Consider the following 12,336-nt stretch of genomic DNA (forward strand, 5'->3'; position numbering starts at 1 on the left):
TGGGATGACGTTGTGGCTCAATGGCGGGGGCGGTACGCCGTCGCCGGAGCCGGAGTTCGGGTGGTTTCCCATGGACTCCGGGCCCATGGACTCCGGGCCCGTGAATTCGACGCCCGCTGCGGACCGTGAGTCCCTGTCGCCCTGTCCCAGCGTCGCCCCCAGCGACGAGCCGGAGTTGCCGGGGGGATCGGGGGAATCGGGGGACGCGCGGCTGACGGTCATCGTCGTCGCGTGCGCGGAGGGCTCCGACGGCTGACGTTGCGTCAGGAGAGCGAGGGTCCGATGGTTACTCCGCGCACCCCGCATGCACCGTTCGTGCCGTGAGGAGGAAGGTGTCCGGGCGGTGGGCGATGGATGCCTCGTCGGTCGGGTCGGTCAGGCGGGTCAGGGTGTCGCGGTCCGTGGCGTCCAGGAGGTCGCCGTACTGTTCGGCGGCGCGGGTCAGGCGGGCTGTGATGTGGTCGCGGACGGTGCCGTCCAGGGGGGCCGGGAGGTCCAGGAGGAAGGAGCGGCTGGCGGTGTCGGCGAGGCCCGCGGCGGTCAGTAGTGCGGGCCAGTCCTCGACGGTCTTCCGGTAGCCCGGGAGTTCCGTTCGCATCCGTGCGAACCACTCCTCCTGGGCCGCGTCCAGTCTGGCCTGGAGGCCGGGGCGGCCGATGCCGATGTCGCGCGGTAGTACCCGGTCGGGCAGGCCGCCCTCGGCCACCGCCAGTACTCCGCCGGGGCGCAGCCGGTCGGCGAGTAGTGCCACCGCCGCCCGTTGGTCGCCGACGTGGTGCAGTACCTTGCTCGTCCAGATGAGGTCGGCCGTGCCGAGCTCTTCGAGAGCGTCGCCGGGCAGTTCGGCCCGGTGGGTGCGGAAGCGGTCGGCGAGGCCGAGTCGCGCGGCGCGGTCCCGGGCGCGGGCCAGCAGCTCCGGAGCCGGGTCCACCGCCACCACCTCCGCGTGCGGGAAGGCCCGCGCCAGCAGGCAGGTGACGACGCCGGGGCCGGCGCCGACGTCCCAGACGCGGCGGACGGACGCCTCCCCCTCGGCCCGTTCCTCGGACCCGCCGAGCAGCGTGCGCAGCCAGTCGGCGGCCTGTTCGTACAGGGGCGTGGCGAGTTCGGCCTCGCGTTCCAGCATCGGAGCCAGTTCTTCCCAGTCCAGCTCCATCGGGTGGCCTCCGGTCATGCCAGGTCCGTCACGGTCACCGTGACGGTGAGTGTCGCGACGCCGTGCTGGTCCGGGGCCTCCGGGGCCAGCGCCCGCTGGACCGCGGACGTCACTTCCGTTCGTACCGCGCGGACCACGTCCAGTGCGCGGTGGCCGCGGCGCACCGCGAGGTGGATGCGGACGCGCCACAGGCCCGGTGCGTCGCCCGGCTCCGCGCGGACGCCCGTGACGCGTGGCTGTCCGTCGGCGGGGGCGAGCAGCGGGACCGCGCCGCGTACGAGGTCGCCGAGGCCCGGGCGGAGGTATGCGACCCCGGGCGTGGCCCGTGCGGCCTCGGCCGCGGTGCGCTGCAGCAGTGCCCGCAGCTCGCGTTCCGTCCTGCCGAGATCCTCGGCACTGTGTGCGCCGCTCATGCCCGCTCCTCCCCGGAATCCGCTTCCGCCTCGACGATGTCCACGACCGTGACGTCGACTTCGGAGACGGTCATGCCGACCGCCTCGTCCGCCGCCGCGAGCACCCGGTCCCGGATACGTTCCGCCAGTTCCGGCAGCGGCCACTCCAGGCCCGCCGCGACCTCCATGGACACCGTCGCCGGCCCGTCGGGCGCCTGCTGGATGACCTTGCAGCTGCCCGCGAAGACCGTGGGCAGCGCCTCGGCCGCCGCGCGGAACGCCTTCGCGGCCGCCGCCTCGGTGATCCAGGCGTCGTCCGCCGGCTCGCCCAGCGGCAGTGTGCGGCCGGGCCGCAGGTCGGTCCTGACCAGGTCCATCACCCGCGCCGTGATCCGGTCGGTGGCCGCCGCCTCGGCCGCCTCGTCCACGTCGCGGTCCCGGGCCTCGCGTACGTAGTCGTCCAGTATCCCGAGCTGCGCCAACGCTTCCTGGCAGTGTGGACAGCCGACTGTATGCGGGTCGTCCGGGGTCTCTTCTGCCGTCTCCCAGACCTCCGAGAGCGTGCGGCCGCAGGGCAGTGCCGGGTCCTCGCCCTCGTACGCGTCGCCTAGCGCCATGAGCTCATCGCCTCCGTCAGATAGCGGCGTGCCCGGAAGACCCGGCCGCGCACCGCCTGGTGCGAGCTGCCCACGATCTCGGCGATCTCCTCGTAGGGCAGCCCCTGCAGTTCGCGCAGGACCCAGCAGGCGCGCTGTTCGGGGGTGAGCCCCTGCATGGCGTCGCTCAGCGCACGCACCGCCGCCTGCGACTCGGCCGCGCGGGCCGGCGACGAGGCGTGTTCGGGCGCGGGCGGTTCGGGGACCGAGCCGAGGTCCTGGGTGGGGCGGCGGGTCCGCAGAATGTTCAGGCAGCGGTTGGTGACGATGCGGTACATCCACGTCGAGAACGAGGCGTCGCCGCGGAACTCCGGGATCCGGCGCCACGCGTTGACGAACGCGTCCTGCACGGCGTCCTCCGCGTCCGTTCTGCTGCCCAGCAGCCGGGTCGCCAGGCGCAGCAGCGCCGGGCCGTGCCGTCGTACGAGCATCTCGAACGCGCCCTCGTCCCCCTCTCCGGCCCGGACGGCCAGGAGGGCATCGCCGGGTTCGGGCACCCGTCCGCTCCTCTCGGTCGGCACCGCGGAACATGCGTGCCAGGCATCACTGCCCCGGTACCCATTGGGGCACGCGCCGGCCCCGATGTCCCGGTACGGCACGCGAAAAGCGCGGTGATTTTCCCGCTTTCCGATCATTCGCCGGGACGGCCGGCCACGGGCCCGGTACGGGAGGGGTGGTGCAACGGGGCAGGATGGGGCGCGGGCCGGTAAGCGGAACGGTCCGTACGGAAAGGAAGACCAGCACGATGGAGGTCGGCGATGAGCGCCGGGTACCGGAACAGCAGACGCCGGAGCGGGCCGGTCCGGTGCGCGGAGCGGTACAGGAAGTCGTGCGCTCGCTGCCGGACTGGCGGCAGTGGCGGACCGCACTGTGCCGTACGCCGCTGTCCGTGTGGCGCGACGATCTGACGGACTGGGCGGCCAGCCTGACGTACTACTCGGTGCTGGCGCTGCTGCCCGCGATGATTGTGACGGTCTCACTGATCGGGCTGGCCGATCCGCCCGCGACCGGGCAGCTGATCGAGCACATCAGCGCGCTCGCCCCGGCCCAGTCCGGCGCCACGCTGCACCGCGCGCTCATCTCGATGTCCCACCAGCGGACCGCGGCCTGGCTGGTGGTGGGCGGTGCGACGGTCAGTGCGGTGTGGTCCTCGTGCAGCTATCTCGCGGTGTTCCGGCGGGCGCTGCACGCCATGCACCGGGTCAAGGACGACCGGCCGCCGTGGCGCAAGGCGCCGCGCATTCTCGGTACGGCGCTGGTGCTGCTCGCCTCGCTCATCGGGAGCGCGGTGGCCCTGCTGGCCAGCGGGCCGCTGGCGCGCGCGATGGGGCGCGCCGTGGGGCTGGGCCGGGCCGCCGAGGTGACCTGGAGCGTGGTCAAGTGGCCGCTGCTGCTGTGCCTGGTGACCGTGCTCGTACTGGTCCTCTTCCGCTCGGGGCCGCCGGCTTCGCGCGGAGTACGGCGCGGGGTGCCCGGCGGCGTCCTCGCGGTGCTGCTGTGGCTGGTCTCCTCGGCGGGCTTCGCGCTGTACGCGTCGTACGTCGGTACCTTCAACCGGCTGTACGGGTCGCTCGCGGGCCCGGTGGTCTTCCTGATCTGGCTGTGGTTCTCCCACCTGTCCCTGCTGACCGGCGCGCAGTTCAACGCGGAGCTGACGCGGGCGGCGCCGCGCGCCGGAAGGGAGCGGGGCCGGGTCAGCGGGCCCCGTGGCCCGCTGCGACGGCTTCGATCCGCTGTGCGAGGGCGAAGTCCCGTTCGGTGACGCGGCCGCCGGCGCTGTGGGTGTTCACCGCGATGGTCAGCTTGTTGTAGCTCAGCGTCTGGTCGGAGTGGTGGCCCAGTTCCTCCTGGATCTGGGCCACGTGGATGACCATCGCGGCCGCCGGGAAGTGACTGTCGAAGCCGTACGTACGGGTCAGCTTGTCGTCGGCGACCGTCCAGCCGGGCAGCTCCGCCAGCCGGTCCTCGATCTCCTTGTCGGTGAGCGGATCCACCTGACCGTTCATGCCGTCCCGCCTCTCAGCTCAGCCGTCGCGCGTCGCGTGGGTATCTGGCTTCCAGATTTCCACCCACCTTCGCACGCCGAACCCGCTTTCGCGCCAATGTGCGGACGGGCGTGCCGGGAGCGGTACTGGGCGGTGGATCAGCCCTGCGCCGCGGCCACCAGCGCCGCCACCCGGTCGATCGCGAAGGCGTAGCCCTGGACGCCGCAGCCCGCGATGACGCCGTCGGCGCGGTGCGAGACGTAGGAGTGGTGCCGGAACTCCTCGCGGTGGTGGATGTTGGAGATGTGCACCTCCAGGACCGGCATCCCGTCGCAGGCGTTGAGCGCGTCGAGGATCGCGACGGAGGTGTGGGAGTACGCGGCCGGGTTGATCACGATGCCCGCGTGGCTGAGCCGGGCCTCGTGGATCCAGTCGACGAGCTGCCCCTCGTGGTTCGACTGCCTGCAGTCGACCGTGCCCCCGTGCGCGGCCGCGGCCTTGGCGCACAGCGCCTCGACGTCGGCGAGGGTGTCCGAGCCGTAGATCTCCGGCTGCCGCTGGCCCAGGAGGTTCAGGTTCGGGCCGTTGAGGACGAGGATCGGGGCGGTGGCGAGGGTGCGGGGCATGGCTCTCAACTCTCCGTTCGGTGAGGCGCGCTGTCAGGGCGCCAGTATCCCCTTCGGCGCGTCCTCGGCGGCTGCGGGGGCCTCGGCGGTCGCGGAGGTCTCGGCCGCCTCGGGAGTCCCGGCCGCCGCGAAGCCCTCGGCCGTCTCCCGCTCGCGTACGGTCCGCCGAGCCCGCATCCACGCGTACACCAGGATGCCCGCGAAGAGGAACAGCACGCCCTGGTAGATCGCCGCGTACCCGGCGCCCGCCACCAGCCAGAAGGTGAAGCCGAAGGCGGCCAGCGCGAGGACCAGGTCGCGGGCGAAGCGGCCGGGGCGCACCTCGTCGCGGCGCCCGGTGAGCAGGAAGTACACCTGCGCGCCGGCCGCGAGGAGGTAGGGCACGGTGGCCGAGAAGGTGGTGATCAGGACCAGGATCTCGAAGACCCCGGCGGCGCCGGAGACGTAGTTGCACACGGTGAGCGCCGAGGCCAGGACGGCGGAGGCCAGCACGCCGAAGGTCGGCACGCCGCGCCGCTTCTTCCGGAAGACGGCCGGGAACAGGCCGTCCCCGGCGGCGACGTACGGGGACTGGGCGCTCATCAGCGTCCAGCCGTTCAGCGCACCGAGGATGGAGATCACGGCGGCCGCGGCGATCAGCGTGCCGCCCCAGGTGCCGCCGAACATCGCGTTCATCGCGTCGGAGAACGGGGCCTGGGAGTCCACCAGCTTGTCGTGCGGGACGGTGCCGAAGACCGAGAGGGTGCCGAGGAGGTAGACGACGGCGGCACCGAGGACGCCGAGGACCGTGGCCCGGCCGACGTTGCGCCGGGGGTTGCGCACCTCGCCCGCGCTCATCGCGGCGGACTCCACGCCGACGTAGCTGTACAGCAGGATCGCGGCGGCGGCCGAGAGCCCGCCGAGCGAGCTGCCGCTGCCCTCGTGGAAGGAGCCGAGGTTGTCCGCGTCGAAGAAGAAGAGCCCGGCGATCGCGATGAACAGCAGCGGCAGGAACTTCAGGACGGTGGCGATCAGCTGCACGGCGCCGACGTAGCGGGTGCCGGCGAAGTTCGAGATCGCCGGGAGCCAGAGGGCGATCAGCGCGACGGCCAGGTCCGTGCCCGTGGAGTCGTGGCCGGGGAAGAGCACGTGGACGTAGCCGACGGCGGCCACGGCGAGGGCCGCGTTGCTGACCCAGGACATGGTCCAGTACGACCAGGCGGAGAGGAAGCCGGCGAAGTCGCCGAACGCCTCGCGTGCGTAGACGTACGGGCCTCCGGTGTCCGGATGGCGCTGGGCGAGGCGGCCGAAGACCAGGGCGAGCGCGAGCGCGCCGAGGGTCAGGATGCCGAAGGCTACGAGGCTGACGGTGCCGAAGGGGGCGACCGAGGCGGGGAGCAGGAAGATCCCGCCGCCGATGATGTTGCCCATCACCAGGGCGGTGGCGGTCCCCAGACCGAAGCGGCGGGTGTGCCGGTCGTGCATGGCGGGTGGTGGCTCTCTCTTGTGCTCTGCGTCCGAGGTCGCCGGACGCCCTGCGCACCGGGCCTGTGTCAGGCTCTCGGCACGCGCCGCGCCCGGCCGGGTGGCAACGGGCGCTCCACCATGGTCCGCGACCCCGGAGGCCGCCTCCAAATCAGCGGTTTTTGTCCTGCGCGGCGCCATCGGCGGGCGAAAAAGCTTCGGAAGTGGCACCCTGCGACCGGATTTCATCCACACCGGGCCGGATTCCGCCGGTGGCCGGTGCTTCTTCCGTGCTGGACGTGGCCTGCGCTTTCTCTGTACTGGACCGGGGCTCGCCGCCCACCGGTACGCCCGGGCCGCTGCCCTCTCCCAGCCAGCGGCGGAAGACACGATGTATCCGCTCGGCGCCGACCAGCTCCGTGCCCTCCCCCACCGGCGGCGTGAGCTCTTCCGGCCACAGCAGGAACGCCCCGGACTGCGGGCCGCCGAGGCCGCCGTGCGAGCCGATCTGCTCCTCGAAGGCGTGCACCTCGCCCGTCTCCGGGTCGCAGGCGGAATTGATCATGATGTCGGCGACGTGCGGGAAGCCGTCGGTACGGCGCACCGCGTCGGCCGCGCCCGGCCCGAACGGCGCCAGTGGGTCCTCGCCGACGATCCGCCCCGTGTCGAGGTGGTGCGCGCCCCCGCGCGGGCCGAGCACGACCGCGCCGTGCTCCTCGGACCGTACGAGCACGAAGCCGATGCCCGGATGCTCGGCGAGGGTGCTCAGCAGCGCCGGATTGTGGCGGTCGATCTGCTCGCGCGTCGCCCGGCCCGGTATCGAGGGCAGCGACACCAGGCCGAGATTCCCGGAGGCCAGCACGATCGGCTCGGCGGCGCGGCGGGCCCGCCGCGTGGTCTCCTCCGGCTGCTCCTCGGGGCGGTGCAGCGCGGCCCGCGCGGTGTTCCTGGCCTCGGCACCCGTGGGGCTGCGCCGCGCCCGCCTGGAAACCGGCAGCCCGCAGCCGGCCCGCACCAGGTCCTCCAGCGTCAGCCCGTACCGCCCGGCGAACGTCTCGCCCGCGCTCTGTCCGTGGTCGGAGAGGAGCACGATGCGGTACGGGCGCGGCGCGTGCGGGGCGATCTTCGCGATCAGCGCGAGCGAACGGTCCAGCCGCCGCAGCACCAGCCGCGCGTCCCGGCTCTCCGGACCGGAGTGGTGCGCGACCTCGTCGTACGCGACCAGGTCGGCGTAGATCGCGGTCCGGCCGACCAGCATGTCGCCGATCACCGCGGCGACCACCACGTCCCGCTCGACGACCGTCGCGAAGGCCCGCACAAAGGGATACAGCCCTCCGCGCTTGACCCGCGGCCCGTCCTCCCGGAAGCGCGCCCGCAGCGACTGCCCGATCTCCCGGCACACCTCGACCACGAAGGAGGCCGCGGTGCGGGTGGCGTTCGCCGGATCGGAGAAGTACGCGAAGTACCCGGCCCGGGAGCGGTTGTACCGGCCGCGCCGGGCGGCCACCGAGAGCACCAGCGCGAGCTGCGCCGCGCCGCCGCTGAAGAGGTTGCCCCGGCTCGCGCCGTCCACGGAGAGCAGGCCGCCGCTGCCGGTCCTCGCCATCGCGCGGCGCTGCAGCTCGGCGGCGCTGGTCGGGCGGTTGCTGACGACGACCTCGCCGGTCTCCTTCTCGTACCAGCGGAAGGCGGGCACGTCGTGGTTGGTGCCGTGCAGGATGCCGAGCTGGCTGGCGCCGGTCTGGCTGGACCAGTCGGTGCGCCAGGGCGTGAGCGAGTGGGTCGCACCGGCCCAGCCCGCGACGGTGGGCATGAGCGGGTCGGGGCCCGCCAGCGCGTCCACGAGCACGTCGTGCCCGACGCCGTCGAGCTGGAGGAAGACCGTGCCGGGCGGGGCGCCCGCCGGGTCCTGCACCACGGAGGCGCGCCGCCGGAGAGCCAGCCGGGCCAGCCGCCTGCGGTACGCGTCGTCGTCCCCGACAGCCAGCGCCGCGCCCGTGGCGGAGGACACCGCGGACATCACGGCCGCAACCACCACGGCCGTCTCCGGGGAGGCCGCGCCGCGCCCGTCGGGGATCAGCCAGAGTGCGACCAGCAGCAGCGAGCCGTTGAGCGCGAAGACCAGCAGGCCGAGCACGAGCGCGGGCACCAGCAGCAGGGTCCGTACGAGCAGCGGCCACACCAGGGCGCCGAGCAGGCCGAAGGCACCGGCGCCGAGCGCCGCGGTCACCGCCGTACGAGTGGCGCTGTCGCCGTCCGCGGACTGCAGCCGGAAGTCGGGCAGCGCACCGGCCAGCACGAGCATGGCGACGGTCGAGACCGCCCAGACCGCGATCACTCGCAGCAGGGCACCGCCCGCGCTCCGCCATCGAGGACGCCGCACTCCGCACTCACCTTTCCTCCGACATGTCGCTGACATGTCCGGTACGTGTCACCGGTCCGCGCTTCAGCGTGCCACACACGCCGGGACGGGTCGGGCCCCTGTGGACAACCCCGACAATGGGCATGGCAATGGCAGCGGCAGCGGTCGGCGGGAAACAGCTTCCCGCGCGGTGGCCCGGCAGCCGGATTTGGCAGGATGAAGCGTGATCACTTTGCACACGCAGCGGCTCACATTGCGCCGCTGGCTCCCCGGAGACCTTCAGCCGATGGCAGCCGTGAACGCCGATCCCGAGGTGATGCGCTGGATCGGGAGCGGTGCGACGCGCAGCCTGACGCAGACCGCCTCCGGGATCTCCTCCTGGGAACAGGAGTGGGACATCGAGGGCTTCGGGCTGTTCGCGGTGGAGCTGCGCGCCTCGGGGGAGCTGGCCGGGTTCGTCGGACTGTCGGTACCGCACTTCCTGCCGGAGGTACTGCCCGCCGTGGAGATCGGCTGGCGGCTGGGCCGGCCGTACTGGGGACGGGGCATCGCCACGGAGGCGGCGCGGGCCGCGCTGGACTACGGGTTCCGCGAGCGCGGCCTGGAGCGGATCATCAGCATCGCGCAGCGCGGCAACGACGCCTCCGAACGCATTATGCGCAAGCTGGGGATGCGGCTGGACCGCGAGACGGTGGACCCCACGTGCGGCCGCACGGTCCGGGTGTACGTCATCGAAAGCCCCGAGCCGCACTAGCGGCTGACCCGCGCCCACACGGTCTTGCCGATCTGCCGGTCCCGCACGCCCCAGGCGGTGGCCAGCGCGGCGACGAGCACGAGCCCGCGGCCGGTTTCCGCGTTCGCGGTGGGCCCTTGTAGCGCGGGGCGGGCGTCGCCCGCGTCCGAGACCTCCACGGTGATCTCCTTGTCCTCGCCCTCCTCACCCTTCTCACCCAGGTCGATGCGCACCTCGAAGAGCCGCCCGGGAACGCGCCCGTGCCGGGCCGCGTTCGCGGCGAGTTCGGACACGACCAGGACGACGGTGTCGGCCGTGTCCGGCGCGACGCCGTGCGCGAGCAGCACCGCGCGGACGGCCCGCCTGGCCCGGCCCACGGACTGGGGTACGGAAGTGAACCGCTGGCACCACGGGTGACTTTCTGCGTTCATGGGGTCCACTGTCAGTGGTGGTGGCTACGCTCGGTAGTGGTTGCACGTGGACCGTTGACCGACCGTTGAACCACGTTGAGGGGGGCTGCAATGGCGCAGCCGAAGAAGAAGGCCCTGAGCCCGGCACAGCAGTACTTGGCGGAGGTACTGCGCCTCCTGCGCACGGCCCGCGGCCTGTCGCAGACGGAACTGGGCTCGCTGATGAACTACACGGGCGCGGCGGTGAGCGCGGTGGAGACCTGCGCGAAGCCGGCAACGGATGAGTTCCTGGAGAGCGCGGAGGGGGCGCTGGAGGCGGGCGGAGTGATCGCCGCCGCGGCCAAGTACGTGAGATTGGAGCGGTATCCGGAGCACTTCCGGGGTTTTGTGCAGCTGGAGCAGGCGGCGCTGAGCGTGTCCACATACTGCACTCAGCTGATCGACGGTCTGCTGCAGACCGAGGGATACGCACGGGCTGTATTCGGGTGCGCCTTTCCGCCGCTGGACAAGGAGGAGATCGAGGAACTCACCGCTGCCCGGATGGAGCGCAAGGCCCTCTTCGACCGCAAGCCGGTGTGCTGCATCACCAGCATTCACGAGGAGGGCGCGCTGAGGCGGCAGATCGGCGGGCGTGAGGTGATGCTCCGCCAGTACGAGCATCTCCTCGAGTGCGCAGAACGCCCCAACGTCGTACTGCAGGTCATGCCGATGAACAAGGGCGAGCACGCTGGCCTACCGGGCCCCATGACGGTCATCGAAACGGCGGAACTGACGACCCTGGTCTACACGGAAGTGGAGGGGCAGAGCACTCTGGTTTCCCGGCCGGAAGAGGTCGGAGTACTGACGCGGCGCTATGCCATGATCGGACGCCAGGCCCTCCGGCCGGAGGATTCCGTAAAGCTGATCGAGCAGTTGAGGGATGAGCTATGAGCGACCTGAAGTGGTTCAAGAGTAGCTACAGCGATTCCACCGGTGGCCAGTGCGTCGAGGTCGCCCCCACCCCCGCCACCATCCACATCCGGGACTCCAAGGACCCCGACGGGCCGATCCTCGACGTACGGCCGGACGTGTTTGCCGCTTTCATAACCTTCGCGGCTCGGGCGTAGGCTCGAAGAGCGAGGTGTGAGGCGCGTATGGAGGTCAGACCGTGTCGGTGGAGGTCACGTGGTGGGGACATGCCACCGCGACCGTCGAGGACTCCGGGACGCGGCTGCTGACCGACCCGCTGTTCGTACGGCGCCTCGCGCACCTGCGGCGGCGCCGGGGTGCCGTCCCTGACGGGCGCGCCGCTATCGCCGACGCGGTACTCATCTCGCATCTGCACGCCGACCACCTGCACCTGCCCTCGCTCGCGCGCCTCGCGCCCGGTACGCGGCTGATCGTGCCGCGGGGCGCGCCCGCCGCGCTGTCCGGGCTGCGCCGTACCGCGGCCGCCCACGACCTGCCCGTGACGGAGCTCGACGCAGGTGAGAAGACCGAGGTCGGCGCGGTCACCGTACGGGCGGTGCGCGCGGCGCACGACGGGCGGCGGCTGCCGTACGGGCCGCACCGGGTGCCCGCCCTCGGGTACGTGATGCAAGGCGCGGCGACGACGTACTTCGCTGGTGACACCGGGCTGTTCGACGACATGGCGGACGAGGTCGGGGGCTGCGACGTGGCGCTGCTGCCGGTGGGCGGCTGGGGCCCGTTCCTCGGTCACGGGCACCTGGACGCGCACCGCGCGGCAATCGCGGCGGCCCGGCTCGCGCCGCGCGACGCCGTGCCGGTGCACTACGGCACGTACTGGCCGATCGGGATGGATGCCGTGCGGCCGCACGAATTCCACGCGCCGGGGCAGGAGTTCGTACGGCAGTCGGCGCTGCTGGCACCCGAGGTGACCGTGCACCGGCTGGAGCACGGCGCCTCCGTGCGGCTGGCGGCGGGCCGGTGAGCGCTTCCTGGACACCGGCCGTCGCGCTGGCCGCCATGGTCCCGCCGGAGTCCACGCAGCAGGCGGCCGGTTATCCGTCGCTCTTCGTCCTGGTGGTGCTCGGCGCGCTGGTGCCGGTCGTGCCGACCGGGGCGCTGGTCAGCTCGGCGGCGGCCGTGGCCTTCCACCACACCGCGCCGTTCTCGCTGCTGCTGGTCTTCCTCGTGGCGTCGGCCGCCGCGTTCCTCGGCGACCTGGCGCTGTACTGGCTGGGCGCGCGCGGGGTGCGGTCCAAGAACGGCTCGCGGTGGCTGGAGCGGCTGCGCGAGCGGTCGGCGCCGGAGCGGCTGGCGCAGGCGCGGACGCGGCTGGACGAGCACGGGGTACAGGTGCTCGTGCTGTCCCGGCTGGTGCCGGCCGGGCGCATCCCGATCATGCTGGCGTGCCTGCTGGCGAAGCTGCCGGTCCGGTGGTTCGCCCGCGGCGATCTGCCGGCCTGCCTGGCCTGGGCGGCGACGTACCAGCTCATCGGCATCCTGGGCGGCTCGCTCTTCAGCGAGCCGTGGCAGGGCGTGGCCGCGGCGGTCGGCCTGACGGTCCTGCTCAGCGCGGCCCCGGCGGCCTGGCGCCGCATTCGGCGCCCGCACGACCGCTCGGCCTGACC

The 12,336-nt window shown here is 72.6% G+C and carries 16 protein-coding genes; 6 read left to right on the forward strand and 10 right to left on the reverse strand.

Features of this window, described 5'->3' with window-relative positions; translation table 11 throughout:
* The 5 genes from CCS38_RS32400 to CCS38_RS32420 all read right to left on the reverse strand — a co-directional run.
* A partial coding sequence (locus CCS38_RS32400; protein ID WP_223736894.1) for a hypothetical protein occupies positions 1-222 on the reverse strand: 222 nt, incomplete at its 3' end.
* Positions 223-286: 64 nt separating this feature from the next.
* Positions 287-1,174 (reverse strand): class I SAM-dependent methyltransferase, encoded by an 888-nt coding sequence (locus CCS38_RS32405; RefSeq protein WP_223736895.1) that lies wholly within the window; start codon positions 1,172-1,174, stop codon positions 287-289.
* Positions 1,171-1,569 carry a hypothetical protein gene (locus CCS38_RS32410; RefSeq protein ID WP_223736896.1) on the reverse strand — a complete coding sequence of 133 codons (399 nt, stop codon included), beginning with the start codon at positions 1,567-1,569 and terminating at the stop codon, positions 1,171-1,173. The genes CCS38_RS32405 and CCS38_RS32410 overlap by 4 nt, the downstream gene beginning before the upstream one ends.
* Positions 1,566-2,165: an Asp23/Gls24 family envelope stress response protein gene (locus CCS38_RS32415; protein ID WP_223736897.1), complete on the reverse strand. Its 600-nt coding sequence runs from the start codon at positions 2,163-2,165 to the stop codon at positions 1,566-1,568. Before CCS38_RS32415 ends, CCS38_RS32410 begins: the two co-directional genes overlap by 4 nt.
* Positions 2,156-2,635: an RNA polymerase sigma factor gene (locus tag CCS38_RS32420; protein WP_223736908.1), complete on the reverse strand. Its 480-nt coding sequence runs from the start codon at positions 2,633-2,635 to the stop codon at positions 2,156-2,158. The genes CCS38_RS32415 and CCS38_RS32420 overlap by 10 nt, the downstream gene beginning before the upstream one ends.
* A 314-nt stretch (positions 2,636-2,949) precedes the next feature.
* On the opposite strand from CCS38_RS32420, the gene CCS38_RS32425 reads away from it, so the two are divergent.
* Positions 2,950-3,966, forward strand: coding sequence for a YihY/virulence factor BrkB family protein (locus tag CCS38_RS32425; protein WP_223736898.1), 1,017 nt, complete (start codon positions 2,950-2,952; stop codon positions 3,964-3,966).
* On the opposite strand, the gene CCS38_RS32430 is transcribed toward CCS38_RS32425, so the two are convergent.
* The 4 genes from CCS38_RS32430 to CCS38_RS32445 all read right to left on the reverse strand — a co-directional run bounded on the left by CCS38_RS32430 (position 3,899) and on the right by CCS38_RS32445 (position 8,641).
* Complete coding sequence (locus tag CCS38_RS32430) at positions 3,899-4,210, reverse strand: 4a-hydroxytetrahydrobiopterin dehydratase (protein ID WP_223736899.1); 312 nt, start codon at positions 4,208-4,210, stop codon at positions 3,899-3,901. The two genes, CCS38_RS32425 and CCS38_RS32430, sit on opposite strands and share 68 nt — an antisense overlap.
* A 137-nt stretch (positions 4,211-4,347) precedes the next feature.
* On the reverse strand, positions 4,348-4,815 hold the full coding sequence (aroQ, locus tag CCS38_RS32435) for a type II 3-dehydroquinate dehydratase (protein WP_223736900.1): 468 nt from the start codon (positions 4,813-4,815) through the stop codon (positions 4,348-4,350).
* A gap of 33 nt (positions 4,816-4,848) precedes the next feature.
* Positions 4,849-6,279: an amino acid permease gene (locus CCS38_RS32440; RefSeq protein ID WP_223736901.1), complete on the reverse strand. Its 1,431-nt coding sequence runs from the start codon at positions 6,277-6,279 to the stop codon at positions 4,849-4,851.
* 151 nt (positions 6,280-6,430) lie between these two features.
* Positions 6,431-8,641, reverse strand: a complete 2,211-nt coding sequence (locus CCS38_RS32445; protein WP_223736902.1) for a phage holin family protein — start codon at positions 8,639-8,641, stop codon at positions 6,431-6,433.
* 202 nt (positions 8,642-8,843) lie between these two features.
* On the opposite strand from CCS38_RS32445, the gene CCS38_RS32450 reads away from it, so the two are divergent.
* Positions 8,844-9,374: a GNAT family N-acetyltransferase gene (locus CCS38_RS32450; RefSeq protein WP_223736903.1), complete on the forward strand. Its 531-nt coding sequence runs from the start codon at positions 8,844-8,846 to the stop codon at positions 9,372-9,374.
* Here CCS38_RS32450 and CCS38_RS32455 read toward each other — a convergent pair.
* On the reverse strand, positions 9,371-9,784 hold the full coding sequence (locus tag CCS38_RS32455) for an ATP-binding protein (protein ID WP_223736904.1): 414 nt from the start codon (positions 9,782-9,784) through the stop codon (positions 9,371-9,373). The two genes, CCS38_RS32450 and CCS38_RS32455, sit on opposite strands and share 4 nt — an antisense overlap.
* Before the next feature lie 90 nt (positions 9,785-9,874).
* On the opposite strand from CCS38_RS32455, the gene CCS38_RS32460 reads away from it, so the two are divergent.
* From CCS38_RS32460 to CCS38_RS32475, 4 genes are read left to right on the forward strand one after another with little or no spacing between them, the layout of a single operon-like run.
* Positions 9,875-10,693, forward strand: a complete 819-nt coding sequence (locus tag CCS38_RS32460; RefSeq protein ID WP_223736905.1) for a helix-turn-helix domain-containing protein — start codon at positions 9,875-9,877, stop codon at positions 10,691-10,693.
* Entirely contained in the window at positions 10,690-10,869 is a 180-nt protein-coding gene (locus CCS38_RS32465) for a DUF397 domain-containing protein (protein ID WP_223736906.1), read from the forward strand. Before CCS38_RS32460 ends, CCS38_RS32465 begins: the two co-directional genes overlap by 4 nt.
* Positions 10,870-10,910: 41 nt before the next feature.
* The gene (locus CCS38_RS32470; RefSeq protein WP_223736907.1) at positions 10,911-11,693 is read left to right on the forward strand and encodes an MBL fold metallo-hydrolase; all 783 of its coding nucleotides are present in this window, start codon (positions 10,911-10,913) and stop codon (positions 11,691-11,693) included.
* A 35-nt stretch (positions 11,694-11,728) separates the two neighbouring features.
* Positions 11,729-12,334, forward strand: coding sequence for a DedA family protein (locus CCS38_RS32475; protein ID WP_223736909.1), 606 nt, complete (start codon positions 11,729-11,731; stop codon positions 12,332-12,334).
* Positions 12,335-12,336 lie beyond the last annotated feature (2 nt).

It is taken from the genome of Streptomyces purpurogeneiscleroticus (assembly GCF_020024005.1).
GTDB lineage: Bacteria > Actinomycetota > Actinomycetes > Streptomycetales > Streptomycetaceae > Streptomyces > Streptomyces purpurogeneiscleroticus.